Source organism: Campylobacter lari subsp. concheus (genome assembly GCF_008245025.1).
Lineage (GTDB): Bacteria > Campylobacterota > Campylobacteria > Campylobacterales > Campylobacteraceae > Campylobacter_D > Campylobacter_D concheus.
This window is the reverse complement of record NZ_CP043426.1, coordinates 628,171-654,317: the sequence shown is the minus strand read 5'-3', so window position 1 is coordinate 654,317 and position 26,147 is coordinate 628,171. Positions and strand designations below refer to the sequence as shown.

The following is a 26,147-nucleotide window of genomic DNA, read 5'->3' as shown; positions in this document are numbered from 1 at the left end:
CACTACTCCAAAGAAAGTTCATCCATAGCTTTTGCAAGTTCAAACATTTGCTTATGTTCATACACATCATGCACTCTTATAATGCTTGCACCATTTTTAAAAGCCTCTAAATGCAAATAAAGCGTACCTGCTAGTCTTTGCTCAACACTTGAGCTAAAATAAGCATTTATCACACTTTTCCTACTAACTCCGATTAAAAGCTCTTTTTCAAAGCGTAAAAAATGCTCTAAATGTTTGATTAACATCATATTATGCCAAGGACTTTTACCAAAACCAATACCAACATCTAAAATCACATCTTCTAAACCAAGTTCACTTAATCTTTCTAGCTTTTGTGCAAAAAAATCATCAAGTTCAACTAATACATCTTCATAATGCGGGTTATCTTGCATATTTTGTGGGGTATTTTGTATATGCATGAGTGTGTAGGTAGCTTTATATTTTAAAGCTAATTTGGCTAAATTTTCATTTTTAAAACCAGTAATATCATTAATAAGCTTAAAACCTTTATTTAAAGCATATTCCAAGCAATACTCATCAAAACTATCTAAACTAAAAATACATTTTTCATAAAGTTTTTCTTTATAGATTAAATCCAAGGTATTTTTTAAACGCTTAAACTCTTCTTCTTTTCCACAATACACACTACCAGGTCTTGAAGAAACTGCACCTATATCTATATAATCAGCTCCTTGAGAAATCATAAGTTCGATTTTTTCTAAAACTTCATTTTCTTTAACCCTGCTTTGAGCATTAAAACTATCTTCATTGATATTAATCACACCCATGATTTTTGCGTGTTTGGGTTTAGCGAAATTAGACTTTAAAAATAGTGCTAAATTTTTAAGCTTAAAATCTTGCAATTTTTCTTTTTCTATAAGCTTTTTGGCTTGATCTTGCGTTACCATAAGCAAGGCATTAGTATGGTCTTTGCCTAGTATAACTTCCTTATGTGTTACAAGCTCAGCTCCAACCCTTAGTGCATCTTGTTTGAGTATATTTGCAGCAGGCGCTCTTAATTCTTTAATAAGAAAAAAATGAATTTGAGTTTTTTCACTCATAATTTTCTCACCTGCTTTGTGCGGCTTTATATATTTAGAAATTTGTTCAAAATCTGTGTTAGGATTGATTTTAATGATTTTCATTTTTTCTCTCGTGTAAAATTAAAGCTATGGTGCTTAGCAAAATAGTTGGCTTTGTATTTAATTTAGCTAACTCATAAGCTTTGTAAAAAAATTCAATTTCTTCATCATTTAATTTTATATCTTGTCTAAAACATTCATGGCTTAAAGCACTAATTAACTCCAAACACTCATGTTTGTCTATATTTTCATATTGTTTTAACAATGAAGCAATTTGAGCTAGATCTATTTTTTTAAGATCTAAATTTAAAGATATTTTTTCTTTTTGAATTTTATGTTTTTCTATGATAAATCTTGAAAGTATAGTAGGTAAAAAAACATTTTTTGAAGGAGCGACAATGATAAAATATACATTTTTAGGTGGCTCTTCAAAAAGTTTTAACAAAAAATTTTGCGCTTCTTCGCGAAAAGACTTAGCTAATATAACAATGATTTTAACTTGTGCTTCAGCTATATAACTTTCTTTCATAATAGCTTTTGCGGTTGCTTGAGCGTTTTTGTCATAAGTTAAGTCATTAAGTCTTAATTCCAAGTCAGGATTTTTGGGTATGAAAAATTTAAGATTTTTTACTCCATATTCTTCTGTGAGCTTTTCTTGTATTAGTTCAAAATCATTATGAATAATGATTTTATTTCTTAGATTCAAATTTCTACCTTAGAAAAAAGCACAGCCTCTAGGCTTTGCTCAAATACTTTATATAAAGAAATGAGTTTATAGTCTAATTCCTTATCACGCGAGGAAAGATAAAAGCTATTTTGCAACTGCTCATCAAAAAGCCAAAGCATACTTTCTGCTTTAGAATTAGCGATTTTAAATTTAAAACCTGTATTAGCTCCTATATAAAAAAAGGCATAACCATTAGGAAAAGAAATACTTAAAAGATCATTTAGCAAATCTATATCTTCTTGGGTATTGCAAGCTTTATTATAAATTCCTTTTAAAGACACAAAAGGCACTAAAGGTCTTGTAGTATTAGCATTGATTTGACTTAAAAAATACTCTTCAAACCACGTCCTTTGATCATCAGTAATCACAATAAAAGTATAACCTTGTAAAAGCAAAACTAACTTAGAAGCAATCAAAGGCGACCACTCAAGACGCCTTTCTTCTAACCAACTTGCATAAGTCCCATTTTCTCGGATTTGCTCTAGGGTAAATTTTAAAAAACCATTACTCATTTAAATATCTAGTTTATAAACTTCATGCAATACTCTTACAGCTAATTCACCGTATTTTTCATGTACAATAACTGAAATTTTAATTTCACTTGTAGAAATCATTTGTATATTAATATTTTCATTTGCTAGTGCTTTAAAAGCTGCTGAAGCTACTCCAGAATGTGATTTCATACCCACACCCACAACTGAAACTTTTACCACTGCACTATCTGTTTCTATATTGGCATTAACACCTAAAACTTTTTTCATAGCATTAGTTGCTAAATCAAGTTCATTTTCAGGTACAGTAAATCCTAAATTTGTAGCTCCATCTAAGCCTACATTTTGAATAATCATATCTACATTGATATTTTCATTTGCTAAAGTCCCAAAAATTTCAGCAGCAATACCTGGCTTATCATCAATATTTCTTAAAGTAACCCTTGCTTGGTTTTTATCTAGTGCTATACCACTAACCAAAGCTTGTTCCATATTTTCCTCCTTAGTAATAATCGTACCTTCATTTTCATTAAAGCTACTTCTAGTAACTAATTTTACATTTAGTTTTTTAGCAAGTTCTACAGAGCGATTTTGTAAAACTTTAGCTCCTAAACTTGCAAGTTCTAACATTTCTTCATAAGAAATTTTATCTAGTTTTTTAGCCTTTGGTTCAATTCTAGGATCGGTAGTATATACTCCATCTACATCAGTATAAATTTCGCATAAATCCGCATTTAAAGCTCCTGCTAGTGCAACTGCACTTAAGTCACTTCCACCACGGCCCAAAGTAGTAACATTACCCATTTTGTCAATACCTTGAAAGCCAGCAACTACTACAATATACCCCTCATCTAAAGCTTTGTTGATATTTGTAGTATCAATGTGTTCTATTCTTGCTTTAGTATAAACATCATCTGTAACAATCCCTGCATTGCGTCCGGAAAATGCAGTGGCTTTTAAACCCATTTCATTTAATGCAATAGCAAGCAAAGATGAAGTTACGCGCTCACCACTACTTAAAAGCATATCCATCTCACGACCTGAAGGATTTTTGCTAAAATGATGAGCAAAGTCAATAAGCTCATTAGTAACCCCACTCATCGCTGAAACTACCACAACTAGCTTATCGCAAGTTTTTTTACTTTTTGCCACTCTTTTAGCAACTTCATCAATACGCTCAAGCGTTCCTACGCTTGTTCCCCCATATTTTTGTACGACCAGCATTAAATATACCCCCTTTCTTTAAAATATTTTAAAACTCTAATATATATAGGTTTTTTAAAATGATTAATCATATCATAAACATCTTCCAATGAAGCAAATTTATAAGCATCAAATTCAGGATTTTTAGTGTTTAGATTAATAATAGCTTTATTTTTTAATCTAACTAAAAAATATTTTTGATTTTGGCCATCATAAGGATACATTTTTTGCGCAACCTTGGCTGGAAAATCATAACTAATCCACTCAGGATGTTCAGCTAAAATTTCAACCTCATCTGTACCTATTTCTTCTTTTAATTCTCTAAACAACGCACTTTTAACATCCTCTCCTTCATCTATACCACCTTGAGGAAATTGCCATATATCTTCCATATCATTGCGTTTAGCAAGTAAAATTTTACACTCAAAAGGATAAGCTGATGATAGTACTATAGCAGCTACATTTGGCCTATATTTTTTTTCTTTTTCCATAATTTTCTTATCCTTGACTTTTTAATAATATAATTCTAACAAAAAAATACGAATTTATAATCACATTTTAAAGAAGTTTTATGCATTTATATATACATATACCATTTTGTGAAAGTAAGTGTTTTTATTGTTCTTTTACTTCACTTAAAAAAAAGGACTTTGAAAAAGATTATTTAAATGCTTTAATGCAAGATATAAAAAATCAATTAGATTTTTTTAAGCTTGATAAAAATTCCATCAAGACTGTTTTCATAGGTGGTGGTACGCCTAGTTTAATGGAAACTGGTTTTTATGAGAAAATATTTATTTTTTTACAAAATTATTTACAAAAAGACAGCGAAATCAGTATAGAAGCCAATCCTAACTCGAGTAATTTTTCTTGGCTTAAAGAGATAAAAAATTTAGGTTTTAATCGTATTTCTTTTGGAGTACAAAGCTTTCATGAAAAAAAACTACAATTTCTTGGGCGTATTCATGATCAAAAAAGCATTTTTACTAGCATAGAAAATGCAAAAAAAGCGGGATTTAATAATATCAATTTAGACTTAATTTATGATACAAAACTTGATGATAAAAAAATGCTTGATTATGAAATTTCTAAACTAACCCTACTTGATATTAACCATGTGAGCGCTTATAATCTAACTATAGAAGAAAAGACAAGATTTGCTAAAAAATTTCATTTTAAAAAAAATGCTCCGCGCCTTGCAAAATATTTTATCAAAGCTATTGAAAATCTTGGTTATAAACAATATGAAATCAGTAATTTTGGACAAATTTGCAAACACAATCTTGCATACTGGCAAGGAAAAGACTATATAGGCTGTGGTTTAAGTGCAGTAGGATTTTTAAAAAATCAAAGATTTTATACTAAAAAAAGTTTAAAAGATTATATAACAAATCCTTGTTTTAGAGAGATTGAAAATTTAAATTCAAAAGATTTACGCTTAGAGCATATTTTTTTAGGACTTAGAAGCATTATAGGGGTGGATGAAACAAAGCTAAAATCCTTAGAAAAAGAAAAGGCAGTGTTTCTTAGTAAAAAAGGAAAGCTAGTTTATAAAAATGGAATTTTTTATAACACCAACTACCTTTTAAGCGATGAGCTAGCTTTGTATATTAGCACTTAAGTTTTACATTCACACGAAAACCTTTTAAGCTCAGGAAGCTTTATAGAAAGCTCGTTGATGTTTTTTAATATATCATTACAAAAATTATTTAAATTTTCTTTTACTCCATAATACGCCCAAACACCTTGTCTATCTACTTCTAAAAAATTAGCCTCTTTTAAAATTTTTAAATGTCTTGAAAGCCTTGATTGACTCATATTTAAAGAGCTTTGCAAATCACACACACAAAGCTTTCCGTATTTTTGTAAAAAAGCTAGGATTAAAATCCTGCTTTCATCATTAATTGCACTTGTTATCTTCAAAAACTCTTGCATAAAAATCCTTATGTGAAAAATATTAAAAGACCAAAACTAATTGCAATAGCAACAATCATACCTGCAAATAAAATCAAAAAACTTGTTTTGAAAATTCTTTTAAGCAAGATAAGTTCAGGTAAAGAACACCCCGCCCCTGCTATTAGAAAACTCATCATAATCCCTAAAGGTACACCAGCTTGAGTCAAAGACAAGGCAACTGGAATCATAGCCGAACAATTCATATAAAGCAAAACCCCTATAAAAGCAGCTATAATCACACCCAAAATTCCATAATCTTTAAGATATTCCTCAAAGAAATTTTGTGGGAAAGCACCGTGTATTGTAGCTCCTATAGCCATACCAATAATAATATAAGGTAAGATTTTTTTATATTCTTTTAAACTTTGAGTGAAGTATTTTTTTAATCTACTTTCATATTTTTTAAATTTTAGCGATGAATTATTTGACGAGCAACATGAAGTTTGTGTAGCCAACTGAGTTATTTTAGAGCTGGAACAACATGAAGTTTGTGTAGTAGGTTGCGACTTAACACTAGAACAACAAGAATTGGTTTGTCCTTCTTGAAGTTCATTATTTAAAAAATTTTCATTGAAAAATACTCTTGTGTTGGTTTTTGAAATTCCAAAAGCAAGTAATAAAATAATCCCAAATAAAAATCCTACATAAAACAAGGTTATCTTAACTCCAAAACTCGCTATAAACATCACTAAAATAATAGGATTAATTAAAGGCGAAGTGCTAAGATAAGCTATACATACACCTAAAGGAACGCCTGATCTTAAAAAAGCATTTAAAAGTGGTATACTTGAACACGAACAAAAAGGTGTTAAAGCACCTAAAAATATAGCTTTGATATAGCTTCCAAATCCATCACTTTTTAGGTGAGTCTCAAAAAATTTAGAATACTTTTCATTCACAAAAGCAACAAGCATACTCACCAAAATAAACAAAATTGAAATTTCGCTAAAAAGAAACAGAAATTCTTGTAAAATAGTTAAAATTTTACCCCACATATTTTCCTTTCGATATTTTAATTTTTGTGATTATAACTAAAATAAATTAATATATCAATATATCTTTATATATTAATATGATAAAAGTAATAATATTTTTAAGTATTTTTATGTAAAATGTAAACCACATATTAAAGCGAAAGAAGATAAAATAATGAGTTTTGGTGAAATTTTAGTTATTTTAGTTGTAGCTATTTTAGTACTTGGGCCTGAAAAACTACCTTCAACTATAGTCGAAATTGCAAAAATTTTAAAAGCCATTAAAAGTAATATTGATGAAGCAAAAGCAAGTATTAATAAAGAACTAAAAATAGCAGAATTAAAAGATGAAGCACAAAAATACAAAGATGAATTTTCACAAACTAACGAAAATATCAGAAAAAAATTAAGTTTTGAAGAATTTGATCAACTTAAAGAAGATATTTTAAATAATACCAAAGAATTAAAAAGTGAAATTAATGATTTAGAAAAGGATATACAAGAACTTTCTAATCTTGAAGAAAAAATTCAAAAAGATGAAAAAAATACTCAGAAAATGGAAAGCTAAGAATGTTTGAAGAATTAAAACCGCATTTAGTAGAACTTAGAAAAAGATTATTTATAAGTGTTGCTTGTGTTGTTGTGATGTTTTTTGTATGTTTTAGTTTTAATAACTACATCATAGATATACTAAAAGCGCCTGTTGAAGCAGCCTTACCTGAAATTTCAAGACAAATGACCTTCGTTGAATTGCAAGAGCCTTTATTTACTGCGATGAAGGTTTCATTTTTTACAGCTTTTTTGATTTCTTTACCGGTTATTTTTTGGCAGTTTTGGAAGTTTGTAGCACCTGGACTTTATGATAATGAAAAAAGATTAGTAGTGCCTTTTGTAAGCTTTGCTAGCATCATGTTTGCACTTGGTGCTTTGTTTTGTTATTATATAGTTATACCTTTGGCTTTTAAATTTTTGATTGATTTTGGGGTGCAAACCCAAGATTTTAAACCTTTAATTAGTATAGGTTTATATGTGGGCTTTTTTACTAAATTAGTAATCGCTTTTGGCTTGGCTTTTGAAATGCCTGTAATAACCTTTTTCTTTGCTAAACTTGGACTTATTGATGATACTTTTTTGAAAAAACATTTTAGAGTTTCTGTTTTAGTGATTTTTGTTTTTTCAGCTATGATGACACCACCTGATGTTATATCGCAATTTTTAATGGCTGTGCCTTTGTGCGGGCTTTATGGGATTTCTATTTATATAGCTAAAAAAGTTAATCCTAGTCAAAAAGAAGATGATAAAAATGATTGATAAAGATCTTTTGCTTTCTAGTTATGATTATGATTTACCTAATGAACTTATAGCAAATTTTCCTATTTTACCCAAAGAAAATGCCAAGCTTTTGGTATATGAAAGATGTAAAGATCAAATTTCACATTTGCACTTTAAGGACTTAGCTAGAATTTTACCACCTTGTGAAATCATCTTTAATGATACCAAAGTCATCAAAGCAAGAATTTATGGGAATAAAGAAAGTGGTAGCAAAATAGAACTTTTTATCAACCATCCTTTAAAAAATAATAAATTTTTAGTGCAAATTCGGGGTAAGGTTAAAGAAGGACAAATTTTATATTTTGAAAATTCTTTAAAAGCTAAAATCAAAAAATTACATGATGATGGCACAAGAGAAGTAGAGTTTTTTAATGATGAAAAAGAGCTTAGTCATCATGAAGTTTTTGAAGTTTTAGAAAAAATAGGCCATATCCCTTTGCCACCTTATATTAAAAGAGCAGATGAAGTGCAAGATAGCATTAACTATCAAAGTATTTTTGCTAAAAATCAAGGTGCGGTTGCTGCACCTACTGCGAGCTTACACTTTGATGAAGCAATGATCAATGAACTTAAAAAAAATCATAATATCCATACTATCACACTACACGTTGGCGCAGGAACTTTTAAAGGTGTAGAATGTGAAGATATACGTGATCATAAAATGCATTCAGAATTTTTTCATATTGATAATGAAACTTGTGCTTTGATTGATTCTTCTAAGAAAATACTAGGTGTTGGCACCACGGTTACTCGTTGTATAGAGTATTATCATAGAAAAAAATTAAAAGAAGGTTTTTGTGATTTGTTTTTACACCCACAAAACACTCCGCAAAGACTTGATTATTTACTTACTAATTTTCACTTACCAAAATCAACTTTAATTATGCTTGTAGCAGCATTTATAGGTAGAGAAAAAACCCTAGAGCTTTACTATGAAGCTATAAAAAATAACTATCGTTTTTACTCATATGGCGATGGAATGCTAATTATTTAATCTTTTTTTTGATATATTTTTTATCAATATAGCCCAAATCTATAAGTTTTTGATAAATTTTAGCCAGTATAGGTCCTCCTGTGCTACTACCACTTTTCCCATGTTCGATTAAAACCACTACTACATATTGTGGTTTTTCATAAGGTGCATAAGAAGTAATCCAAGCATGAGATCTTAAAAAATACTCTAAATCCTCTTCTTTAATACGCTTTTTTTCACTTTGAGAAATTCCAACCACTTGTGCTGTTCCTGTTTTAGCTGCTATAGTAATAGGTGAATTTCTTAAAAATCTTGCCGTAGTTCCACCATCAACATTGGCAACTTCATACATAGCACGCCTTAAAAGTGGGAGTTTTGATAGTTCAAAAGTCGTAAAAACACTTTCATTATTATCAAAATTTATTTTAGTAACATTATCATCAACGCTATATAAAAAATGCGGTGTGATGTTTTTAGCCGTAGCAATCATAGCTGTAAATTTAGCCACTTGCATAGGAGTAGCAAGAAAATCACCTTGACCTATGCTTGTATTTAAAGTTTCACCTTGATACCATGGTTGGTTATATTTTTCTTTTTTCCATATTCTATTAGGTACTGTTCCTATAAATTCATTAGGTAAATCAACTCCTGTTTTTACACCAAAACCTATTCTTTCAAAAACAGAACTAATAGTATCAATACCAACTTCCAAAGCGCCTTTATAAAAATATACATCACAACTTTCCCTAATAGCATCTGTCATATCTACATAACCATGGCCTATAGCTTTCCAACATCTAAATTTTCTACCACCAAGCTCAAAGTTAGAATCGCATAAATATTTATGATTTTCATTCACTTTTCCACTATCTAAAAAGGCTAAAGCTGTACCCATTTTTATAACTGAACCTGGAGGATAAAGTCCATTAATGAGTTTATTAGTAAAAGGATGGTTTAAATCATTAGAAAGTTTATCCCATTCTTCTTGGCTAATACCTGTAACAAAAGGATTAAGATTATACTCAGGAAAACTACCCGCTGCTAAAATAGCTCCGCTTTTTACATCCATTATTATAGCCGCACCTGCTAAATTTTCAAAAATACTAGTTAAATATTCTTGTAAATCAAGATCAATACTTAAAGTGATATTACTTGAAGTGGGTTTTTTATAAGAAAGCTCTTCTATTTCTTTATTTAATGCATTTACCTTACTAACCTTTTCGCCCTTTTGGCCTTGCAAAATTTCATTATAAGAACGCTCTATACCACTACGCCCTACATAGCTAGTTAATCTTGCAATTTCATTTTCATTCATATCATTTAAATTTGCTTTTCCAACATAACCTATAACATGACTAGCTAAAGCATCATAAGGATAAAATCTTTGAGTGGTAGATTTAACTTGCATATTTTCGCGCAAATTAAGCTTAGTAAAATGTTTAATCATCGCATCATATTCTATAAATGGAACCACTTCTATATAATCTTGATTATAATAAGAATCTGCTTTTATATAATTTCGTTTTAATTTAGTTATATTTAAATCAGGAAAAGCATCTACTATGGCTTGTAATTCTTGCTCTAAAAGATTTCTGTTTTTCTTTTTTATGTGTAAATATGGCTTTATAGAGATTGAAAAACCTAATTTATTTACCGCTAAGGGTCTACCCTTTATGTCTAAAATTTGCCCTCTAACAGGTGCTAAAAATTGCGTTTTAATGGCATTTTGTTTAGCTATTTCTTCATAATAAACATTAGATTTAATACTTATGTAATACACCCTAGCAAGCAAAAGTATAAAAAAACAAGCTATAAAGCCCATCACTAAACGCATACGCATATTAGATTTTCCCTTTAAAAATAACAAAAGAAATCAAAGCCTCAACAGCAAAAAACCATAGATATTCAATACCAAATTTTAAAATTTCATTATTATCTAAATATGCTAAAAACACATCAAAAAGATAGATAAAAATATAAGCACACAAAGTAAATATAATGAGTAAATAATGACCTAGTTTTAACTTGCTTTTAAACCAATCAACAAAAAAATGATAAAAAACAAAAAAAGCTATCCATGAACTAAAAAGATAAAATCCATGGATAATATCAATAAAGAAAAGATAAAACAAAGAAAAATACCATCTAAAATCAAGCTTATTAAGAGTTCTTTCTTTTTCTTTTAAAAGCACTATCATATAACAAAAAAACACTCCAAATAAAGGAGGCATCCAATAATACACAGAACTTAGCATTTGATAAAAAATCAAAGATAAATAAAAAAATAAATAAGAAAAATCAAATCTATTTTTTACTAAATTTCTACTCCTCATTAAAACCAAAACTCTCTAAAATAATTTTTTGTTCTAATTTATCAATACCACTTTTTTTCAAATTTGACACTAAGATAGCATTTTTATTTATATTTAAAATTTTTGCTTTTTGACTTTGATTAAGCTTATCTGCTTTTGTAAAAACTGTTATTTTTTTTTGATCAGCTCTGATAAAAGAATCTAAATACAAATCCAAATTTGCATCAATATCTAAATTTTCATGTCTAGAATCTATTAGATGAATAAAAAGCTTGATAGAACTGCGCTCTTTTAAAAACTCATCTAAATTTTTATTCCAAATAGCCTTAGTTTTTTTGCTCACTTTAGCATAACCAAAACCAGGTAAATCAATAAATATTAGTTTAAATTTATCCTCATCTTTTTTATAATCAACTTCAAAAAAATTAATAAGTTGGGTTTTACCTGGGGTTGAAGAGCTTTTTGCTAAATTTTTATTTTTACATAGTGTATTAATCAAAGAACTTTTACCTACATTAGAACGCCCTAAAAAGGCGATTTCAGTGTATATAGGTTGTGGTGCTTCGTCTATTTTGGAAGCAGAAATTAAAAATTTAGCATTTAATATCATTCTTTTACTTCAAATACAAATTTAGCAGGTTTTTTATCTTTACTCACTACTCTATAAGTCATATTTTTTCTATCTACTATGATTTTATCCCCTATGAGTTCTTTTTTTGTTTGCATTTCTATAATTTTTGCATTGCCATTAATCTCATATATATCCTTAGCTACATTATAAATAAACTCATCGCCGCTTCCATGATAAGTTTTATCTTTCATCATGATTTTAAATTTAGCATCTTTAGTAGCTATATACTTGATGGGTTGCTTGTCTTTCATATAAATGACTAATTTTTGCGAATTTAAAACATCATTGCCTTTTTTAACTTCTACATTACCAGTTAATACACTTGTTTCATTTTTTTCATCTAAGTAAAAATCTTTAGCATAAACTTCTATTTTTTGTGCACTAAATGCGAACAAATTTAACAAACACAAAAAAATTACTGCTCTAAAAACCATGCTTTTATCCCTTGAATTTTTAATTCTTTTTGATTAACATCGTATAAAAAATTATCCCCAAAAATCTCATTTAAACCTACATATGCTTTAAAATTATCATTAGAAAATAAAATTTTATTTTTCATATCGTAAGTTGCTTTTTGGGTAAAAATAGAAGTTTGATTATGATCAAAATAACTTACATTACCTTCTAAAATGGATTTTTCTTCATCTCTTACTAATAAATCCGAACTTAAATTATAATCAAGCGCCTGAACTTTAAAATCATCAAAAATATCTTTGTCTTGATATTTTACCCAGCGACTTGCCTGATATGTAGCCTTAATTACACTAGCATTTAACTCATAATCAAGCACATCAAAAGCTTGCATATTTGCCACATCTACCTTTTGTGGTTTTATAGCAAATAAATATGGATCTTGGGTACTTAAAATCACCATAACAAATGCAAATAAACTCATTAATATAGCAAAAATTTTTATCGCCAAAGTTTATCCCATTGAGCTTGCATATTATTATGTTCAATTAAAATTTCAATCATCTCGCTCACTGCTCCATTGCCACCTTTTCTATTTAAAACTTTATCAGTTTTTAAAGCCTTATGTGCATCTTTTGGCTTAAAGCTATATCCAACTGCTTCAAGCAGGCTCATATCATTATAATAATCCCCAATAGCAGCACATTGAGAAAAATCTAAATTTAATTTTTCTAAAATTTCTTTAGCGCAAGCTAGTTTATCACTAATACCTTGATAGACTAAATCAATTTTTAAATCCCTAGCTCTAAAATACACACACTCGCTAGTCCTACCTGTAATGATAGCAACTTTCTTACCAAGCTTTTGCCAAGCTTCAATCGCCGCACCATCTTTTACATTAAATTCTTTAATCTCACCATAGTTTTGCGTATAGATGATTTTACCATCTGTTAGACAACCATCTACATCTAAAAAAATAAGTTCTATCATAATCTTACTCTCTTACTATAAACGCACCTGGGAAAGATCCACTATCAACAAAATCTCTTGCTTCTTGCTCACTTCTAAAACCTTTTAAAAATACTCTATGCAAGCCATCTTTAGCACTTGTTTGGATAGTAGAAGTATAAGAATTATAATTTTTATATCTACTTGCTATTAACTCTGCACCACTTTTATTTCTAAATGCTCCAATTTGCACCATAAAAGATCCACCTTGGAAAATATGACCACTATCAGCAATCTCTCCACTGCTGCCTAAATTAGAATTAGTATGAACTGAACCTGAACTTGCACTTGTTCCAAAGCCAATCACTTCAAGTCTTACAGGGGCTGTTCCAGATTGAATCATATCTATATCTCTTGCAGCCATATTAGATAAATCTATAATCCTTCCTGCTACAAAAGGCCCTCTATCATTAATCCTAACAGTAGTTTGACGGTGATTTTTTAAATTAGTTACTTTTACTATGGTATTCATAGGTAAAGTTTTATGAGCTGCAGTATAAGCGTGTTGATCATAAGTTTCACCATTGGAAGTTTTTTTACCATGGAAACCCGGTCCATACCAACTAGCTATACCATCAGCAGTCTCACCCACTTCTACTACAGTTGGATAATAAGTTTTGCCATTAATAGTATAAGGTTTCATGGTGCCTTTTAAACTAGTATTATTATGTTTTACACTTTTAAAATCCCTCTCTGGATAATACACAGTAGGTGTACTAATAGGCACCATGCTACAAGCACTAAACAAAACTCCTACACAACTAACGACTAACGACTTTTGTATGAGAGCTTTTGGATATTTTTTGAGTTGTTTTGATTTTTGCATTATTATTCTCCTTAATTTTTAACACAAGTTTTTGATTAATATTGATTAAATTTCCTTTTATTTTATTGTATTCCTTGATACTTTCAACGCTTATTTTATGTTTTCTTGCAATAGTATAAAGACTATCGCCTTCTTTTACTATATAAATTTTTGTATGCGGAATGGTTGTATCCACCTTAGCTAATTTTACATTCTCTAATGCCTTTTCTACCGCCACACTTTTGCTTAAAGGAATGTACATATAATAATCTTTTTTATCAGGTGGAGTAAAGTCATAATTAAAATGTGGATTATAACGCTTAAATTCTTTATAAGACATTTTAGCTACTTTGGCAAGCTCTCTTAAAGAAACACTTGGTGGCACTGAAATTTTTTTAACCTCACTTGATAGGGCATAATTAAGCAAAGCACTATCTTGAGAAATTAAAAAATCATTATTATTAGCCAAAAATGCCATAGTAAGAATTTTTCTAATAAAAATCCTAGTTTCTAATGGTAAGTATTTTTTATCAGGATCAAGTAAGATTCTTAAATCATCACTTTTTGCTTTTTTTATAGCTTGACGTAATTTACCATCACCACAATTATAAGCTAAAATAGCCAAATACCATTTTCCAAACTGCTCTTTTAGTTGTTTTAAATAAGCAATAGCTGCATAAGTTGATTTTACTAAATCTTTTCTCTCATCTACATAAGGATCTATCCTTAAACCCAAAGTTTGTGCTGTTGGTTTCATAAATTGCCAAACACCCACAGCTTTAGTTCTTGAGATAGAATGAATTTTTAAACCAGATTCTACAATTGCTAAGTATAAAAATTCTTGAGGAATATTTTCTTTTTCTAATATTTTGCGGATAATCGGAGTAATTTTGTAAAATTCTCTCATCGTATCTACTAAAGTTTTAGAATGCATATCCATGGAAGATTCTTTAAATTCTAAAAAAATCATATCGCTAAGATAGCTTGCTTCTATATCTAAATTTCTTAAAATTTGTGCTTGTTGAGTATAGTGTTCTGGAGTAAATTGCAAGGCTTTAGCATTTAAGCATAATAATACTAAAATAAAAAATAAAAAGTTTTTTTTCATTATAAACCTTGGAAAAACAAACAATTAGCGTTAGAATTAGTAAGTTTTATTATTTCATTTTTAGATAAATTTAAAAGCTCAGCCATTTTTTGAGCTACAAAATGCGTCAAAATAGGATCATTTACCTTGCCACGATGTGGCTCTGGAGTTAAATAAGGTCCATCTGTTTCTAAAACAAGCTTATCTTTTGGAATTTTAGGTAAAACTTCTACTAGTTTTTTTGCATTTTTAAAAGTTAAAACCCCACCTATACCAAAATAAAAACCATCATCTGCCAGCTGAAGTAAAAGCTCACTAGCATTAAAACAATGCAAAACACCACCTTGTAAATCCTTTGCATATGTTTTTAAAATATTAAAACTATCTTCATTAGCCTCACGCACATGAACAATCAAAGGCTTTTTGTATTCAATAGCTAGCTGAATTTGAGCTATAAAAACTTCTTTTTGTTTTGCTTTTATTTCATCATCATCAGCCCTTAAACGATAATAATCAAGCCCGCACTCACCCACTGCAACACATTTTTTATCATTTATAAATTCTTTTAAAACATCCAAATCAAAATCATCTATATCGTAAGGATGTACCCCACAAGAAAAATATACATTTTCATAATCATGCGCAATTTCTCTTGCTCTTGGTAAATCTTTTATATCTGCACCAGGTATGATGATTTTGCCCACTCCATTAGCAAAGGCATGATTTAACATTTCATCCAAATATCCAAAATAAGCTTGGCTATCTAAATGACAATGTGTATCTATGATTTTTTCACTAAAATCACAATCTAAAAACATACCTCTACCCTATTTTTACCATTAGCCTTAGCTAAATCTAGTGCCTTTTGAGCATTATTAAGCAAATCTTGTATTTGGCTTGTTTTGCCTCCAAAAGCAACCCCTACAGAAACACTGTAATCAACCTCATCTAAAGCTATTAAAACACTTTCTTTAGCAATATTTACTCTTATATTTGAAAAAGCTTTCAACGCTTCTTTATTATCTGTATTTTTTAAAAGTACATAAAATTTACCATCTTCAATTCTAGTTGCTAAATCCATACCGCGAATTTGATCTTTGATTTTTTTAGCTGTGTGTTTAATCACTCCATCGCCACAATCATAACTTAGTTCATAGTTAATTGTTGCAAGATTGTCTATATCAATTAATGCTAAAGCTAATTCTTCATTTTCTTGCATATCTTCTAAATAATCTAAAAATCTTTTTTCAAAATTTGCATAATCATCAAGTCCTGTTAGCAAATCTTTACCCAAACTATACTCATCAAGTAAAACACATTTTTGCATATAATCTAAGCAATTATTCACTCTACAATTAAGAGATTCTTTTTGGAAAGGTCTAATCACATAGTCATTCACGCCCTTTCTAAAAGCTCTTGCCTCTAGCGCATCATCTTTATCTCCAACCATGATCACACCAAGTTCTATCTTAGAGTATTTTGAACGAATTTCTACAAGCAAATCTTCCCCATTAATTACAGGCATAGTTGCATCACAAATTACCAATTTTGTATCCGGATTATCACTAAGATAACTTAGCGCTTCTTCTCCATGTGCTGCTGCTAAAACATTAAAAAGTTGATTATTAAGATTTTTTTTCATTTCTGCACGTAAAGTTACATTAGCGATTGCTAAAATTATCTTAGTTTTATTATTTTTCTGAAGCATTCTAATGGAACTTAGCATTTCATCAATACAACTTTCGCTTTCTTTTTGAATATAACCTATAATGTCTTTTTCCATAAATTTCTTACGCGTTTGTCCATCACTACTTCCCGTAAGTACTATAGCAGGAATATTTTTTTCTAAAACCACATCTACCACTTCTCCATTGGGAGCATCTGGCAAACAAAGATCTACAAAAGCCATAAAATAATCATTTTTCACTAATTCTTTAGCACTATTCATATCAAAAGCAACATCCACTTTTAAACCCAAAGTATTTTCTACTTTTTTTGCTAAAAGCTTTGTGAGCATTTTGTTATCATCAATAATTAAAATTTTTTCTTCCATAGCCAACTCTCTTTATAATTTAAAAGTATAATTATAACATATAGAAATTTACTTTTTGTTTTTAAAGCAAAGTTCTAGTAAATTCTAAAGCCTCTTGTGTGATATTTTCTCCACTTACCATTCTAGCAAGTTCTCTTACTCTTTCTTCTTTTTCTATTTTTCTTACCCTACTTTCATTTCCTATTTTTTCTACTAAAAAATGATTACTTGCTTTTGATGAAAGCTGTGGTAAATGCGAAATTGCAAAAATTTGATAAAATTTTGCAAGCTCTTTTAATACTTCAGCTATACTCATTGCTTCTTTACCACTTAAATTTGCATCAATTTCATCTAAAAATATTATCCCACTAGCTTTATTAGTAACATTGCATTCTGTTGCAATAAAAGAAAGTCTTAGACGGTTTATCTCACCTGAGCTTAAATTTTTTAAACCAGCTTCATTGATATTTAAACTCACTTCATCTTTACCTAAAATACTTAAAGTACAATCTTTAAGTTCTAATTTAACTTCCTTCATATAAAGTTTTTCTAGATAAAAATTCAGTAATTTTTCAAGCTCTTTTAATCTTTTTTTACGCAAAGTACTTAATTTTTGACTTTTCTCATCTAAAAGTATTTTAGCATTTTGTACTTTTTCTTCTAATTCCTTTTTTTCAAAACTTAAATTTTCATAATGAGCTAATTCTGCTTTTTTCTTTTCTAAAGCTTCTAAAGCTTCTTCTATGCTTCCATATTTTGAAATCAAAGAAGAAAGTTTTTCTATCCTATCAAGTACTTCTTCTATATCAAAATCAAAATCATCAAAACTTTGATTTTCCCACACTGCTCTTAGTTCATTTAAACACTCTGAAAAAAATGAACTATCAACATCACTAATTTGCAAAGCTTCAATCACTGCTGATTCTAATTCAAAAATTCTGCTTGCCCTATTCCAAGCAGCGTCAATTTTATCTTTTTTCGAAAGTCTTTTTTTAAAACTCATTAATTCATCAAATTCACCTATTTTTGGGTTAATACTTTGAATTTTTTGTATTTCAAAGCTCGTAAATTCTTTTAATTCTTCTAGCTTTTTTTCTTCTTCTTGAATTTTTTCTAATTTAGTTTTATTTTCCATATATTCTTTATAAATATTTTTATATTCATTTAAAAAATCTTGAAATTTCTTATCCTCTTTTGATTGCATAAAATCAAGTAAGTTTAAAAATCTTTCATTTGAGAACTCATTATTTTCCTTAGCTGAAAGATATTTTACAAATTTCTTAGAAAGCAAGGCTAAATTCTTTTTTGAAATAAGTTGGTTATTGATAAAATAACGCGAGCTTTTATCTTTTAAAAGTTTAAATACATTTAATTCTTCATTTTCGATACCAAACTCATCTAATTCAAGTTCATCATTTAACAAAATTTCTACCATTTTAGCTTCACTCTCACTTAGAGCAAAAGCTGCCAAAATAGCCTTAAAAAGCACAGACTTTCCAGCACCACTTAAGCCAGTAAAGACAGTAAGTCCAGCTTCTAAGTCTAATTTTGCTTGTTTAAAACCTAAATTTTCTTTGATTAAAATACTCTCTATCATCACTTACCCCAATTTAACTTTTCTTTTAAAACTTGGAAATAATCTCTATCTTTTTTATGTATAAAACTAAGTTCTTTTTTACTAAGTCCTATAAAAATTTTATCATATTTCTTAGGATCAATCACTTCTTGCCCATCTAAATACAACAGACAATGCTCGACTTTCAATTCAAGCTCAAAGCCATAAGGTAAAACTATAGGCCTTTGAGTTAAAGAATGAGAACAAACCGGAGTTAAAACAAAAATTTCACTCCAAGGATGAACTATAGGCCCACCTGCACTAATATTATAAGCAGTTGAACCACTTGAACTAGCTATGATTAAACCATCTCCATAATAAGCATTAAAAAGTTTATTTTCAAAAAAAACTTCCACATTTGCCATTAAAGCATTATCACGAGAAAAAACTGCGTCATTAAAAGCAAATTTTTTAATGATTTTATTTTTTTTATACAAGGTAATTTGAAGCATTTTGGCTTTTTCTATTTTAAAATCACTTTCAAAAAAATCTTTAAAAAAACTTTCTACTTCATTAAAAGAAAGAGCTGTTAAAAAACCTAAATTTCCTGCATTTATACCTAAAATAGGTATTTTAGCTTGATAAACTTGTCTGCATAAAGATAAAAGCGTACCATCCCCACCTAGAGAAATCAAAAAATCCAATTCTTGTAAATCTTTTAGATTAATTTTTTCTTGCCCTAGCAACACAAGCTCTATATTTTTTTGCAAACAAATTGCTCTTAAAAAATCAATTTGCTTGTTTAAATTTGTGTTTAACCTACAAAATAAGCCTATTTTTTGAATTTTTTCTATATTTATACATTTTTTCATAAAAAAATTATAACAAAACTTAGCTAAGCAAAAGAATAAAATACTATAATAACAAAATTGAACAAAATTAAGCTAAGGAAAAATTTTGAGAACTCATTATAATACAGAGCTTAACATACAAAATGTTGGCGAGGAAGTAACATTATGTGGTTGGGTAAATTCTTACCGTGATCATGGAGGTGTAATTTTTATTGATCTTAGAGATCGTAGCGGACTTATACAGTTAGTATGTGATCCTGCAGATAATCAAGAGGCACATAATATAGCTTCATCAATAAGAAATGAATATGTTTTAATAGCACAAGGAAAAATTCGCCCACGTGGTGAAGGACTTGTAAATCCAAAATTAAAAACCGGAGAAATAGAAGTTGTTATAAATAAACTTGCTATTGAAAATGAAAGCGCTGTAGTACCTTTTGCTATAGGTGATGAAAGCGTGAATGAAGAATTAAGATTAAAATATAGATTTTTAGATTTAAGAAGTAAAAAGCTTTATGATAATTTTGCTCTAAGATCAACTGCTTGTATAGCAGCAAGAAATTCTTTATCAAGTATGGGATTTTTAGAAGTTGAAACTCCTATTTTAACTAAAGCCACTCCAGAAGGCGCAAGGGATTATTTAGTACCATCACGCGTACATCAAGGCGAATTTTATGCCTTACCTCAAAGTCCTCAACTTTTCAAACAACTTTTAATGTGTTCAGGATTTGATAGATATTTTCAAATTGCAAAATGTTTTAGAGATGAGGATTTAAGAGCAGACCGCCAACCTGAATTTACTCAAATAGATATAGAAATGAGTTTTTGTGAGCAAAAAGATATCATAGCTATGGCAGAAAATTTACTCAAAGATATTTTCAAAGCTTGCGGAAAAGAAATTAGCATACCTTTTAGACAAATGAGTTACAAAGAAGCTATGGAAAATTATGGCTCTGATAAGCCTGATTTAAGATTTGATATGAAATTTATTGATGTGATTGATATTTTTGCAAAATCAAATAACGAAATTTTTGCAAATATCGCAAAAGATACAAAGAAAAATCGCATTAAAGCTTTAAGAGTTCCAAAAGGCGATACGATTTTTTCTAAACGCCAAATGCAAAGATTTGAAGAATTTGTGCGCAAATTTGGGGCAGCAGGACTTGCATTCATACAAATGAAAGAAGATGGTCCTAAGGGTCCACTTTGTAAATTCTTTAGCGAAGATAACTTAAATACTTTAATCCAAAGATGTGAATTGGAAGTTGGAGATGTAGTATTTTTTGGTGCAGGGACTAAAAAAACTGTGCTTGATTATATGGGTAGATTTAGATTATTCCTTGCTGATGAAATGAAAATTATTGATGAGAATAAGTTAGAATTCTTATGGGTTATTGATTTTCCTATGTTTGAACAAAATGATGATGGAAGCTATTCTGCAATGCACCATCCATTTACTATGCCAAAAAATATTGATGAGCAAGATTTAGAAGAGATTAATTCTATTGCACATGATGTGGTATTAAATGGTGTAGAATTAGGCGGTGGTAGTATAAGAATTCATAAAAGCCCTATCCAACAAAAAGTCTTTAAACTTTTAAATATTGATGAAGAAGAACAAAGAAAGAAATTTGGCTTCTTGCTTGATGCACTAAGCTTTGGAGCACCACCACATGGTGGTATAGCAATAGGCCTTGATAGACTTATCATGCTTTTAACAAAATCTTCAAGTATCAGAGAAGTTATAGCATTTCCTAAAACACAAAGAGCACAATGTCTTATGACTCAAGCTCCAAGCGAAGTAAGCAATGAACAAATGAGAGAATTAGGTATAAGATTAAGGGAGAATACTAAATGAAACAATTATTTTTAATCATAGGCGCACCAGGTAGTGGCAAAACAACTGATGCAAGCATTATAGCTACAGATGATGCAAATATTACTCATTATTCTACAGGTGATTTACTAAGAGCAGAAGTGGCTAGTGGAAGCGAACTTGGAAGGACTATTGATAGTTTTATTTCTAAAGGAAATTTGGTTCCTTTGGAAGTGGTAGTTAATACTATCATCACCGCTTTAAAAAATGCACCAACTAATACTATATTAATAGATGGTTATCCAAGAAGTGTTGAACAAATGCTTGAGTTTGATAAGGTATTAAAAAATCAAAGTGAAGTAAATTTAAAAGGTGTTATAGAAGTTAAAGTTAGCGAAGAAGTTGCTAGAGAAAGAGTTTTAGGACGTGCTAGAGGTGCTGATGATAACGAAGAAGTTTTTAATAATAGAATGAAAGTTTATTTAAAACCTTTAGAAGAAATAACAAATTTTTATACCAAAGAAAATATCCACCATGTAATCAATGGTGAAAGAAGTATTGAAGCTATCGTAGCTGATATGAAAAATTTAATCAATGATTTATTAAAATAAAGGATAAAAAAATGGATATTAGTAAAATCAAAGTTGGAGAAGTACCAAACAAACTTAATGCAGTTATTGAAATTCCTTATGGATCAAACATTAAATACGAACTTGACAAAGAAAGCGGAGCTATCATGGTTGATCGTGTGATGTATTCAGCTATGTTTTATCCGGCAAACTATGGTTTTATACCAAACACTCTTGCAGATGATGGCGATCCTATTGATGTTTTGGTTTTAAACGAATACCCTATCCAAGCAGGAGCTGTGATTCCTTGTCGTTTAATAGGGGTATTATTGATGGAAGATGAAAGCGGTATGGATGAAAAATTACTTGCTGTTCCTGTAAGTAAAATTGATCCAAGATATGATAATATTAAAAGTTTAGATGATTTACCAAAAGCAAGCTTAGATAAAATCAAAAATTTCTTTGAAACATATAAAATGCTTGAACCAAACAAATGGGTAAAAGTAAAAGAATTTGCAGGTATTGAAAAAGCAAGTGAAATTTTAGAAAATTCTATTAAAAATTACAAATAATCAAAGTCCTTTTAAGGACTTCACAAAGGATAAAAAATGAAAAGTATTATTGCTTTTAGTATAGCTTTTGTGGTGCTAATAGGCGCTAGTATTGGTTTTTATATGTGGTATTTTGAAGATGATTCAAATACTTATGTATATGATTATAAAAAAAGTAATTCTTATCAAAGCTACACTCCACCAAGCACTCAATACAATCAAGAAAGAAATAATATAAGTGATAATACTTATCAATCAGAACAAATAGCTCAAGAGTCTTTGAAAGAAGAAATTCCAGTACAAAATGATCCTATCATAGATGAAAATACAAGTACTCAAGAAGTTGCGCCAACAATCCAAACAAATATAGCTGAAGTTTCTAAAAATGAAACTATTACTCCTAAAGCAACCCAAGAAAAAGAAAAAACTCCAGTTGAAAACAACAAACAAACAAGCGTAAAAAAAGAAAAAACAACAAAATATAAAAATACCATGCAAGAATACATTGCAAAAGGCAAAACCAGCAGATATGAGCCAAGATTGAGTAATGATTTTGTTAAAGTTTATGTATTAGATGGGAAAAGTTTAAGCGATTACAGAATTGATATGCTAAAAGAAATGATTAATCCTGTTAAAGTTAATTCTCAAGATTACAACTTGACTATTTTTATTGATATGCTATCAAATGACAATATGAAATTAAGCATATATAATAAAGATATTGTTTTTGCTAAAAATAAGAAAAAATATAATTATGTAGATGTGAAAATTTCTGATTTGAAATTTTTATTTGAAAGAAATGGATATAGCGAATATAGCAATGAAAATTTACTTGAAAAAATCAACCAAAACCTAGCAAGAGAAGATATACTCAAAAGAATCAAAATTCAAGGTTATGCAGACGATAGAGGTAGTACTTTTGCAAACTACATGATAGGATTAAATAGAGCAATGAATGTGGCTAAACATTTCTTTAGTTTTACTGAGGTTATAGAAATAGAATCTTTAGGAAAAGATACCTACCCTACTAAAGATAAATCTGACTCTCAAAGACAAAATAATCGTAAAGTAGAAATTAGTTTTTTATAACTAATTTCTAAATTTCAAAACTTCTTTAACAATTTTAAGCTAACATAACAATTTATTTTCATTCTCAAGGTAGCAATTATGTATGATAAATCACTAGAAAAAGAATATTATAAAATTTGCGAAGAACGCGGATATTTTGAAATCAATGGTAATGAAAAAATTCAAGAAAAAGGCAAAAACTTTTGCATTATGATGCCTCCACCTAATGTAACAGGGGTTTTACACATAGGCCATGCGCTAACTTGTACTTTACAAGATATTACCACGCGTTATAAAAGAATGGATGGTTATAAGACTCTTTATCAACCAGGGCTTGATCATGCAGGCATTGCAACACAAAATGTTGTAGAAAAACAACTTTTAACTCAAGGCATTAAAAAAGAAGAACTTGGCAGAGAAGAATTTATAAAAAAAGTATGGGAATGGAAAGAGCAAAGCGGTGGTACTATAGTTAAGCAAATGCGAATTTTGGGTATCACTCCTGCCTGGAGTCGTTTGCGTTTTACTATGGACGAGGGTTTGGTAAATGCAGTAAAAAAAGCCTTTGTAGATCTTTATGATAAAAAGCTTATCGTGCGTGGAAATTACATGGTAAATTGGTGCACTCATGATGGAGCATTAAGCGATATAGAAGTTGAGCATAAAGAAAATAAAGGAAAATTATATTATTTAAAATATTTCTTAGAAAATTCTCAAGAATACATCGTAGTAGCCACTACAAGACCAGAAACTTATTTTGGTGATAGCGCTGTGATGGTTAATCCAAACGATGAAAGATTTAAACACTTAATAGGCAAAAATGTCATTTTACCTTTAATAAATAGAAAAATTCCTATTATTGCTGATGAACATGTAGATATGGAATTTGGTACAGGCTTTGTGAAAGTAACCCCAGTACATGATCATAATGACTATGAAGTAGGCTTAAGACATAAACTTGAATTTATTACTATCTTTGATGAAAAAGGTATTTTAAATGAACATTGCTTGCATTTTAAAGGCTTAGAAAGATTAGAAGCAAGAGATGTTATTATAAAAGAATTACAAGAAAAAGGTTTTGTTGAAAAAATAGAAGATTATACTAATCAAGTAGGATATTGTTATCGTTGCAAAAATGTAGTAGAACCTTACATTTCTAAACAATGGTTTGTAAAAAATGAAATCGCGAAAGAGAGTATAGAAAAAGTTAATCTTGGTGGAAGTAAATTTTACCCTGCACATTGGATCAATAGCTTTAATGCTTGGATGAGGGATTTAAAAGATTGGTGTATTTCAAGACAACTTTGGTGGGGTCATCAAATTCCTGTGTATTATTGCGAATGCTCCCATGAATGGGCAAGCGAAGAAACTCCGAGTCAATGTCCAAAATGTCAAAGCACTAATTTCAGACAAGACCCTGATGTTTTAGACACTTGGTTTTCTTCAGGTCTTTGGGCTATGAGTACTTTAGGTTGGGGTAATAAAGACTGGGGCAAAAACACACTTTGGTATGAAGATGATTTAAAAGATTTTTATCCAAATTCTTTATTAATCACCGGCTTTGATATTTTATTTTTCTGGGTTGCAAGAATGATGTTTCAAAGTACTAATGCTTTAGGTGAACTTCCTTTTAAAGATATATATTTACATGCTTTGGTTAAAGATGAGCAAGGTAGAAAAATGAGTAAGTCTTTAGGTAATGTCATTGATCCTGTGCAAAGTGTGGATGAATACAGTGCTGATATCTTGCGTTTTACTCTTGCACTTTTAGCTATCCAAGGTAGAGATATAAAATTAAGCAATGACAAACTCATACAAGTTAGAAATTTTACCAATAAGCTTTATAATGCAAGCAAATTTTTACTTTTAAATGAAGAAAAATTTGAAGATTTAGATAAAAGCAAAATTCAAACTAACTTGGCAAAATACATGCTATCTCGTTTTGAAGTATGTATAAAAGAAACAAGAGAAAATTTAGATAATTACCGCTTTAATGATGCGGCAAATACTTTATATAGATTTTTCTGGGATGAATTTTGTGATTGGGGGATTGAACTTAGTAAGGCGGAAAAATCAAGTATAAAAGAACTTGGAAGCATTTTTAAAGAAGCATTAAAGCTTTTAAATCCTTTTATGCCATTTATTAGTGAGTATTTATACCATGAGTTAAGTAAAACTTCTATCCAAACTCATGAGTCTATAATGATTTCAAGATATCCTAAATTTAATTCTAGAGATGAAAAAATAGAAAAATTATTTAATATCATCATAGAAAGTATAGTGAGTTTACGCCGCGCAAAAACCTTAGTAGAACTTGCAAATGCAAAAATTCAAAAAGCTTGTATAAAATTAAACGATGAGAGTTTAATGGCTGAGTTAAAAAATTACACTAATTTTATCTCAACACTTGCAAAATGTGAAAACATCGAGTTTATTAGCGCAAATTTAGAAAAATCCATCAGAGATGTAAGTGAGAATTTAGAAGTATTTATACCAACTCAAGATCTTGATTTAAGTGGTGTTTTAAATAGGCTTAATAGTCAAAAAACAAAACTTGAAAAAGAATTTAACAAGCTAGATGCTATGATGAAAAATGAAAAATTTATCTCCAATGCACCTGCTGCAGTTATTGAGCAAAATAAAACTCAACTTGAAAGTATTAAAGCTCAACTTGAAAAAATCAATGATGAAATTTCTAATTTAGAAGGTTAAT

The 26,147-nt window shown here is 29.4% G+C and carries 28 protein-coding genes; 9 read left to right on the top strand and 19 right to left on the bottom strand.

Going from position 1 to position 26,147, the window contains the following annotated elements; all coding sequences use genetic code 11:
- Positions 1 to 2: 2 nt before the first annotated feature.
- From folP to CLCT_RS03425, 5 genes are read right to left on the bottom strand one after another with little or no spacing between them, the layout of a single operon-like run.
- Entirely contained in the window at positions 3 to 1,145 is a 1,143-nt protein-coding gene (folP, locus tag CLCT_RS03445; protein ID WP_149062259.1) for a dihydropteroate synthase, read from the bottom strand.
- Positions 1,132 to 1,788: a DNA polymerase III subunit delta' gene (locus tag CLCT_RS03440; protein WP_149062258.1), complete on the bottom strand. Its 657-nt coding sequence runs from the start codon at positions 1,786 to 1,788 to the stop codon at positions 1,132 to 1,134. The genes folP and CLCT_RS03440 overlap by 14 nt, the downstream gene beginning before the upstream one ends.
- Positions 1,785 to 2,321 carry a HobA family DNA replication regulator gene (locus CLCT_RS03435; protein WP_149062257.1) on the bottom strand — a complete coding sequence of 179 codons (537 nt, stop codon included), beginning with the start codon at positions 2,319 to 2,321 and terminating at the stop codon, positions 1,785 to 1,787. The genes CLCT_RS03440 and CLCT_RS03435 overlap by 4 nt, the downstream gene beginning before the upstream one ends.
- Positions 2,322 to 3,524: an aspartate kinase gene (locus CLCT_RS03430; protein WP_039668301.1), complete on the bottom strand. Its 1,203-nt coding sequence runs from the start codon at positions 3,522 to 3,524 to the stop codon at positions 2,322 to 2,324. It lies immediately after the preceding gene.
- On the bottom strand, positions 3,524 to 3,994 hold the full coding sequence (locus CLCT_RS03425; protein ID WP_039668300.1) for an RNA pyrophosphohydrolase: 471 nt from the start codon (positions 3,992 to 3,994) through the stop codon (positions 3,524 to 3,526). Before CLCT_RS03425 ends, CLCT_RS03430 begins: the two co-directional genes overlap by 1 nt.
- Positions 3,995 to 4,074: 80 nt before the next feature.
- Between CLCT_RS03425 and hemW the strand changes: the two genes are divergently transcribed.
- On the top strand, positions 4,075 to 5,124 hold the full coding sequence (hemW, locus tag CLCT_RS03420; protein ID WP_149062256.1) for a radical SAM family heme chaperone HemW: 1,050 nt from the start codon (positions 4,075 to 4,077) through the stop codon (positions 5,122 to 5,124).
- Here the strand turns inward: hemW and CLCT_RS03415 are convergent.
- Positions 5,121 to 5,438 (bottom strand): ArsR/SmtB family transcription factor, encoded by a 318-nt coding sequence (locus CLCT_RS03415; RefSeq protein ID WP_039668298.1) that lies wholly within the window; start codon positions 5,436 to 5,438, stop codon positions 5,121 to 5,123. The genes hemW and CLCT_RS03415 overlap by 4 nt on opposite strands.
- 8 nt (positions 5,439 to 5,446) lie before the next feature.
- Positions 5,447 to 6,454 carry an arsenic resistance permease gene (locus CLCT_RS03410; RefSeq protein ID WP_039668297.1) on the bottom strand — a complete coding sequence of 336 codons (1,008 nt, stop codon included), beginning with the start codon at positions 6,452 to 6,454 and terminating at the stop codon, positions 5,447 to 5,449.
- 154 nt (positions 6,455 to 6,608) lie between these two features.
- Here CLCT_RS03410 and tatB point away from each other — a divergent pair, with 154 nt between their 5' ends.
- The 3 genes from tatB to queA are packed head-to-tail and all read left to right on the top strand — an operon-like array spanning position 6,609 to position 8,759.
- Positions 6,609 to 7,001 carry a Sec-independent protein translocase protein TatB gene (gene tatB, locus CLCT_RS03405; protein ID WP_039618091.1) on the top strand — a complete coding sequence of 131 codons (393 nt, stop codon included), beginning with the start codon at positions 6,609 to 6,611 and terminating at the stop codon, positions 6,999 to 7,001.
- Positions 7,002 to 7,003: 2 nt separating this feature from the next.
- The gene (gene tatC / locus CLCT_RS03400) at positions 7,004 to 7,744 is read left to right on the top strand and encodes a twin-arginine translocase subunit TatC (protein WP_149062255.1); all 741 of its coding nucleotides are present in this window, start codon (positions 7,004 to 7,006) and stop codon (positions 7,742 to 7,744) included.
- Positions 7,737 to 8,759, top strand: coding sequence for a tRNA preQ1(34) S-adenosylmethionine ribosyltransferase-isomerase QueA (gene queA / locus CLCT_RS03395; protein ID WP_039669047.1), 1,023 nt, complete (start codon positions 7,737 to 7,739; stop codon positions 8,757 to 8,759). The genes tatC and queA overlap by 8 nt, the downstream gene beginning before the upstream one ends.
- Here queA and mrdA read toward each other — a convergent pair.
- From mrdA to CLCT_RS03335, 12 genes are all read right to left on the bottom strand, one after another.
- Positions 8,752 to 10,578, bottom strand: coding sequence for a penicillin-binding protein 2 (mrdA, locus tag CLCT_RS03390; protein WP_039668294.1), 1,827 nt, complete (start codon positions 10,576 to 10,578; stop codon positions 8,752 to 8,754). The two genes, queA and mrdA, sit on opposite strands and share 8 nt — an antisense overlap.
- 1 nt (position 10,579) lies before the next feature.
- Positions 10,580 to 11,071, bottom strand: coding sequence for a hypothetical protein (locus CLCT_RS03385; RefSeq protein WP_149062254.1), 492 nt, complete (start codon positions 11,069 to 11,071; stop codon positions 10,580 to 10,582).
- Positions 11,061 to 11,660, bottom strand: coding sequence for a ribosome biogenesis GTP-binding protein YihA/YsxC (gene yihA / locus CLCT_RS03380; RefSeq protein ID WP_149062253.1), 600 nt, complete (start codon positions 11,658 to 11,660; stop codon positions 11,061 to 11,063). Before yihA ends, CLCT_RS03385 begins: the two co-directional genes overlap by 11 nt.
- Positions 11,657 to 12,115 carry a lipopolysaccharide transport periplasmic protein LptA gene (gene lptA / locus CLCT_RS03375; protein WP_039668291.1) on the bottom strand — a complete coding sequence of 153 codons (459 nt, stop codon included), beginning with the start codon at positions 12,113 to 12,115 and terminating at the stop codon, positions 11,657 to 11,659. Before lptA ends, yihA begins: the two co-directional genes overlap by 4 nt.
- Positions 12,097 to 12,603: a hypothetical protein gene (locus CLCT_RS03370; RefSeq protein ID WP_039668290.1), complete on the bottom strand. Its 507-nt coding sequence runs from the start codon at positions 12,601 to 12,603 to the stop codon at positions 12,097 to 12,099. Before CLCT_RS03370 ends, lptA begins: the two co-directional genes overlap by 19 nt.
- On the bottom strand, positions 12,594 to 13,082 hold the full coding sequence (locus CLCT_RS03365) for a 3-deoxy-D-manno-octulosonate 8-phosphate phosphatase, YrbI family (protein WP_039618077.1): 489 nt from the start codon (positions 13,080 to 13,082) through the stop codon (positions 12,594 to 12,596). Before CLCT_RS03365 ends, CLCT_RS03370 begins: the two co-directional genes overlap by 10 nt.
- A gap of 4 nt (positions 13,083 to 13,086) precedes the next feature.
- Positions 13,087 to 13,926 (bottom strand): septal ring lytic transglycosylase RlpA family protein, encoded by an 840-nt coding sequence (locus tag CLCT_RS03360; RefSeq protein WP_149062252.1) that lies wholly within the window; start codon positions 13,924 to 13,926, stop codon positions 13,087 to 13,089.
- Complete coding sequence (locus tag CLCT_RS03355) at positions 13,862 to 15,013, bottom strand: lytic transglycosylase domain-containing protein (protein WP_149062251.1); 1,152 nt, start codon at positions 15,011 to 15,013, stop codon at positions 13,862 to 13,864. Before CLCT_RS03355 ends, CLCT_RS03360 begins: the two co-directional genes overlap by 65 nt.
- Complete coding sequence (locus CLCT_RS03350; protein WP_039668287.1) at positions 15,013 to 15,810, bottom strand: TatD family hydrolase; 798 nt, start codon at positions 15,808 to 15,810, stop codon at positions 15,013 to 15,015. The genes CLCT_RS03355 and CLCT_RS03350 overlap by 1 nt, the downstream gene beginning before the upstream one ends.
- Positions 15,801 to 17,045: a bile resistance response regulator CbrR gene (gene cbrR / locus CLCT_RS03345; protein ID WP_149062250.1), complete on the bottom strand. Its 1,245-nt coding sequence runs from the start codon at positions 17,043 to 17,045 to the stop codon at positions 15,801 to 15,803. The genes CLCT_RS03350 and cbrR overlap by 10 nt, the downstream gene beginning before the upstream one ends.
- Before the next feature lie 61 nt (positions 17,046 to 17,106).
- The gene (locus tag CLCT_RS03340; RefSeq protein ID WP_149062249.1) at positions 17,107 to 18,621 is read right to left on the bottom strand and encodes an AAA family ATPase; all 1,515 of its coding nucleotides are present in this window, start codon (positions 18,619 to 18,621) and stop codon (positions 17,107 to 17,109) included.
- Positions 18,621 to 19,451, bottom strand: coding sequence for an NAD(+)/NADH kinase (locus tag CLCT_RS03335; RefSeq protein WP_149062248.1), 831 nt, complete (start codon positions 19,449 to 19,451; stop codon positions 18,621 to 18,623). The genes CLCT_RS03340 and CLCT_RS03335 overlap by 1 nt, the downstream gene beginning before the upstream one ends.
- An 85-nt stretch (positions 19,452 to 19,536) precedes the next feature.
- Between CLCT_RS03335 and aspS the strand changes: the two genes are divergently transcribed.
- From aspS to CLCT_RS03310, 5 genes are all read left to right on the top strand, one after another.
- Entirely contained in the window at positions 19,537 to 21,288 is a 1,752-nt protein-coding gene (gene aspS, locus CLCT_RS03330) for an aspartate--tRNA ligase (protein ID WP_149062247.1), read from the top strand.
- Positions 21,285 to 21,857 carry an adenylate kinase gene (locus CLCT_RS03325; RefSeq protein ID WP_149062246.1) on the top strand — a complete coding sequence of 191 codons (573 nt, stop codon included), beginning with the start codon at positions 21,285 to 21,287 and terminating at the stop codon, positions 21,855 to 21,857. Before aspS ends, CLCT_RS03325 begins: the two co-directional genes overlap by 4 nt.
- An 11-nt stretch (positions 21,858 to 21,868) precedes the next feature.
- A complete protein-coding gene (ppa, locus tag CLCT_RS03320; RefSeq protein WP_120759358.1) occupies positions 21,869 to 22,387 on the top strand; it encodes an inorganic diphosphatase in 519 nt (172 codons plus the stop codon).
- A 36-nt stretch (positions 22,388 to 22,423) separates the two neighbouring features.
- Positions 22,424 to 23,455, top strand: coding sequence for an OmpA family protein (locus CLCT_RS03315; RefSeq protein ID WP_149062245.1), 1,032 nt, complete (start codon positions 22,424 to 22,426; stop codon positions 23,453 to 23,455).
- 78 nt (positions 23,456 to 23,533) lie between these two features.
- Positions 23,534 to 26,146, top strand: a complete 2,613-nt coding sequence (locus CLCT_RS03310) for a valine--tRNA ligase (protein WP_149062244.1) — start codon at positions 23,534 to 23,536, stop codon at positions 26,144 to 26,146.
- The last annotated feature ends 1 nt before the right edge of the window (position 26,147 follow it).

What these genes read in the sequence shown, in the direction of transcription:
- CLCT_RS03340 (WP_149062249.1), bottom strand. Translation starts at nt 18,621, where the DNA reads ATGATAGAGAGTATTTTAATCAAAGAAAATTTAGGTTTTAAACAAGCA.
- CLCT_RS03385 (WP_149062254.1), bottom strand. Translation starts at nt 11,071, where the DNA reads ATGAGGAGTAGAAATTTAGTAAAAAATAGATTTGATTTTTCTTATTTA.
- CLCT_RS03360 (WP_149062252.1), bottom strand. Translation starts at nt 13,926, where the DNA reads ATGCAAAAATCAAAACAACTCAAAAAATATCCAAAAGCTCTCATACAA.
- mrdA (WP_039668294.1), bottom strand. Translation starts at nt 10,578, where the DNA reads ATGCGTATGCGTTTAGTGATGGGCTTTATAGCTTGTTTTTTTATACTT.
- CLCT_RS03310 (WP_149062244.1), top strand. Translation starts at nt 23,534, where the DNA reads ATGTATGATAAATCACTAGAAAAAGAATATTATAAAATTTGCGAAGAA.
- CLCT_RS03435 (WP_149062257.1), bottom strand. Translation starts at nt 2,321, where the DNA reads ATGAGTAATGGTTTTTTAAAATTTACCCTAGAGCAAATCCGAGAAAAT.
- CLCT_RS03335 (WP_149062248.1), bottom strand. Translation starts at nt 19,451, where the DNA reads ATGAAAAAATGTATAAATATAGAAAAAATTCAAAAAATAGGCTTATTT.
- CLCT_RS03430 (WP_039668301.1), bottom strand. Translation starts at nt 3,524, where the DNA reads ATGCTGGTCGTACAAAAATATGGGGGAACAAGCGTAGGAACGCTTGAG.
- CLCT_RS03315 (WP_149062245.1), top strand. Translation starts at nt 22,424, where the DNA reads ATGAAAAGTATTATTGCTTTTAGTATAGCTTTTGTGGTGCTAATAGGC.
- CLCT_RS03365 (WP_039618077.1), bottom strand. Translation starts at nt 13,082, where the DNA reads ATGATAGAACTTATTTTTTTAGATGTAGATGGTTGTCTAACAGATGGT.
- folP (WP_149062259.1), bottom strand. Translation starts at nt 1,145, where the DNA reads ATGAAAATCATTAAAATCAATCCTAACACAGATTTTGAACAAATTTCT.
- hemW (WP_149062256.1), top strand. Translation starts at nt 4,075, where the DNA reads ATGCATTTATATATACATATACCATTTTGTGAAAGTAAGTGTTTTTAT.
- ppa (WP_120759358.1), top strand. Translation starts at nt 21,869, where the DNA reads ATGGATATTAGTAAAATCAAAGTTGGAGAAGTACCAAACAAACTTAAT.
- queA (WP_039669047.1), top strand. Translation starts at nt 7,737, where the DNA reads ATGATTGATAAAGATCTTTTGCTTTCTAGTTATGATTATGATTTACCT.
- tatC (WP_149062255.1), top strand. Translation starts at nt 7,004, where the DNA reads ATGTTTGAAGAATTAAAACCGCATTTAGTAGAACTTAGAAAAAGATTA.
- lptA (WP_039668291.1), bottom strand. Translation starts at nt 12,115, where the DNA reads ATGGTTTTTAGAGCAGTAATTTTTTTGTGTTTGTTAAATTTGTTCGCA.
- CLCT_RS03325 (WP_149062246.1), top strand. Translation starts at nt 21,285, where the DNA reads ATGAAACAATTATTTTTAATCATAGGCGCACCAGGTAGTGGCAAAACA.
- CLCT_RS03415 (WP_039668298.1), bottom strand. Translation starts at nt 5,438, where the DNA reads ATGCAAGAGTTTTTGAAGATAACAAGTGCAATTAATGATGAAAGCAGG.
- CLCT_RS03410 (WP_039668297.1), bottom strand. Translation starts at nt 6,454, where the DNA reads ATGTGGGGTAAAATTTTAACTATTTTACAAGAATTTCTGTTTCTTTTT.
- CLCT_RS03350 (WP_039668287.1), bottom strand. Translation starts at nt 15,810, where the DNA reads ATGTTTTTAGATTGTGATTTTAGTGAAAAAATCATAGATACACATTGT.
- cbrR (WP_149062250.1), bottom strand. Translation starts at nt 17,045, where the DNA reads ATGGAAGAAAAAATTTTAATTATTGATGATAACAAAATGCTCACAAAG.
- CLCT_RS03355 (WP_149062251.1), bottom strand. Translation starts at nt 15,013, where the DNA reads ATGAAAAAAAACTTTTTATTTTTTATTTTAGTATTATTATGCTTAAAT.
- tatB (WP_039618091.1), top strand. Translation starts at nt 6,609, where the DNA reads ATGAGTTTTGGTGAAATTTTAGTTATTTTAGTTGTAGCTATTTTAGTA.
- CLCT_RS03425 (WP_039668300.1), bottom strand. Translation starts at nt 3,994, where the DNA reads ATGGAAAAAGAAAAAAAATATAGGCCAAATGTAGCTGCTATAGTACTA.
- yihA (WP_149062253.1), bottom strand. Translation starts at nt 11,660, where the DNA reads ATGATATTAAATGCTAAATTTTTAATTTCTGCTTCCAAAATAGACGAA.